The organism is Carnobacterium sp., assembly GCF_049673005.1.
In the GTDB taxonomy this organism is placed as follows: Bacteria; Bacillota; Bacilli; order Lactobacillales; family Carnobacteriaceae; genus Carnobacterium_A.
In genome coordinates, this window is the sequence record NZ_JBATXB010000014.1 from 1 (window position 1) to 2,761 (window position 2,761).

The window sequence follows — 2,761 nt, forward strand, 5'->3', positions numbered from 1 at the left end:
TTTTTCTACTATTTTTTCATTTCTTATGATATTGATCGTTACATTTGGATCTATAATACCGATGATTCTTAAGTCCAAATCAGTATGTTTTTCAATCTTAATAACGTCTTTTCTTCCTTTTTTTTTACTTGGTGCATTTATAATAAGAGCAACAGTGTAATCTGATTTTTCTAACTTTAAGTATTGGAAAATTCTAAAACCATGTCCTGGACTGATGTGATCAATGACAATTCCTTTGGCTATACTGTCGATATAAAGCATTAAATCGCCTCCAACATTTTTATAATGAGTGCCATACGTACGTACATTCCAAACTTAGCTTGTTTAAAATAAACTGCTCTAGGGTCAGAGTCAACTTCTGGACTGATTTCGTTTACTCTAGGAAGAGGATGAAGAATAGCTAAGTCTTCTTTAGCAAAAAGTAATTTCTTATTATCTAATATATACGTATCTTTTAATCTAACGTAGTCGGCCTCGTTGAAGAATCGTTCTTTTTGTACTCTTGTCATATAAAGTACGTCAATATCATTCATAACTTCTTCTAGGGTCTCTACTTCTACAAATGGAATATTTTCTTTTATCAAAATTTCTTTTTTGATATATTCTGGTATTCTTAGTTCCGGAGGGGAGATAAGAATGAGTTTAACTTCTTTATATTTTGAAAGAGATTTAATCAGCGAATGAACAGTCCGACCAAATTTTAAGTCTCCACATAATCCAATTGTTTGGTTTTCTATCTGTCCTTTTATTTCTTTAATGGTTAATAAATCAGTGAGGGTTTGAGTAGGATGTTGGTGTCCGCCATCTCCGGCATTTATAATGGGGACATCAGATGTTAAAGAAGCATATCTTGGAGCGCCTTCCTTAGGGTGTCTCATAACGATTAAATCAACATAAGAACCCACTGTACGAATAGTGTCAGGAAGACTTTCTCCTTTTGAAACGGAGCTTGAGCTTACTTCAGAAAAACCAATGATTTTCCCACCAAGTCTTAACATAGCAGCTTCAAAACTAAATCTTGTTCTAGTACTTGGTTCAAAAAAAAGTGTACTCATAAGTTTTTTTTCACATACAAGACGGTAACGATCCTCATTTTTGATAATATCTTTTGCTAGTGTGAATAGTTCTTCTAACTCTTCAATGGATAAATCCATTGAGTCTATTAAATGTTTCATATTCTTCCTCCTTTTTTTGTCTCACTGAACATAGTTAAAAGGTAGCCAATTGCATAAAAAAATACACCTTTCCCTAAAGGAAGGCGTAAAAATACTCACATTTGCGCGTCCTTTTTAAACTCTCGGTTTAAGTTAAAGGTTATTGGTATAAAACTATCACATTAACTAGTACCCGTCAACGCTATTTACTATTTATTTTAAAAGAAGAATAGAATAATGAGTCTCCTTTTTTTAAAACTAGAACAAAGAAACCTAAAAGCAATTCGTTTTTAGTGTTTTTTTTCTAGAAATCGTTTACAATAACATAGTGTAGGTTAAACGTAAAGCTTTTTCTAAAAGGTCGGTTTCGTCACCTGTTTAAAAAGGTTTTGAAAGGCTTGGAAATTCAATTGAAAATAGACTAGTCTGCCTTATTTTAGGGAGATTTCAAAGGAGGATTGGCATGCATATTGTTATTGTAGGAGGTTCATTTGCAGGTGTAACTGCGGCCTTAATAGCACGTAAGAAATTTGAAAAAGCAACGATTACACTACTTGAAAAAGAAGGGAATATTGGTTTTGTCCCAGGGGCTTTACATGGTATCTTAAATGGTACTATCAAAAATGTAAAAGAAGCCTATTTTATAACGGTAGAAGAAATAGAAAAACTAAATATTCAAGTACAATTAGATTCAAAAGTTGAAAGTATGGATACGAGTAACCAACAATTAACTTATAGAAAACTGAGTAAATTAACAGTTATCTCTTATGATAAGTTGATTTTAGCAACTGGGTCAGTTCAGAATTCTTATCAAATTAAAGGAATTGAGTCAAACAGAATACTAAAATATAAAACAATCGAAAAAACGAGAGCTGCCTTAGAATTGGTGAAGACTAATCATGATTTTACGATAGTTGGTGGCGGCCAAATAGGTATTGAGATGGCAGATTGTCTAATCAATCAAAAAAAACAGGTTCAACTAATCGAAAGCATGAATGGGATTTTAGTGAAATATTTTGATCCAGAAATGATAGCACCTCTTCTAAAAGAAATGGAAAATCAAGGTGTGGCTTTGCATTTTAATGAAACGGTAAAAGAAATTCAAGAAGTTGAAGAACGTTTGATTCTTAAAACACAAAATTCTAAGGTAGAAAGTGATTGTGCTGTTTTTGCGTTAAGCGTGAAACCGAGTATTCCATACCTTGACACTAAAGTGCGCTGTCATGAAGATGGTGCTATTTTTGTGGATGAGTATTTAAAAACGTCAGTAGAAAATGTGTTTGCAATTGGTGATTCTATTCAGATGCCATCTAGTTTATCTAAGGATACTTTTTATATTTCATTGACAAACAATGCTGTTCGAACAGGGGTTGTTGTCGTAGATAATTTAATAAAACCTCAGACTAAATTTATTGGGACTGCTCGTACGATTGGAACCAAGGTTTTTGGATATTATATTGCTAGTGTGGGAATGACAGAGACAGAAAGTATCTTTTTTGATGAAGAAATAGCGGTTAATCATGTTACTCAACCAGCCTCTTTATTTAATAAGCAAGACTCCATTCATGGCAAATTAGTTTATAATGCTGTCTCAGGAAAAATATTAG

Annotated in this window: 3 protein-coding genes; 1 reads left to right on the forward strand and 2 read right to left on the reverse strand. The window is 32.7% G+C overall.

Annotated elements, in window-relative coordinates; genetic code table 11:
- Window positions 1-261 (reverse strand): aspartate carbamoyltransferase regulatory subunit (locus WBF61_RS01210; protein ID WP_424253203.1); only part of this gene is annotated, 261 nt, incomplete at its 3' end.
- Window positions 261-1,175, reverse strand: a complete 915-nt coding sequence (gene pyrB, locus WBF61_RS01215) for an aspartate carbamoyltransferase (RefSeq protein ID WP_424253205.1) — start codon at window positions 1,173-1,175, stop codon at window positions 261-263. The genes pyrB and WBF61_RS01210, both read right to left, overlap by 1 nt.
- A gap of 442 nt (window positions 1,176-1,617) precedes the next feature.
- Between pyrB and WBF61_RS01220 the strand changes: the two genes are divergently transcribed.
- A partial coding sequence (locus WBF61_RS01220) for an FAD-dependent oxidoreductase (RefSeq protein WP_424253207.1) occupies window positions 1,618-2,761 on the forward strand: 1,144 nt, incomplete at its 3' end.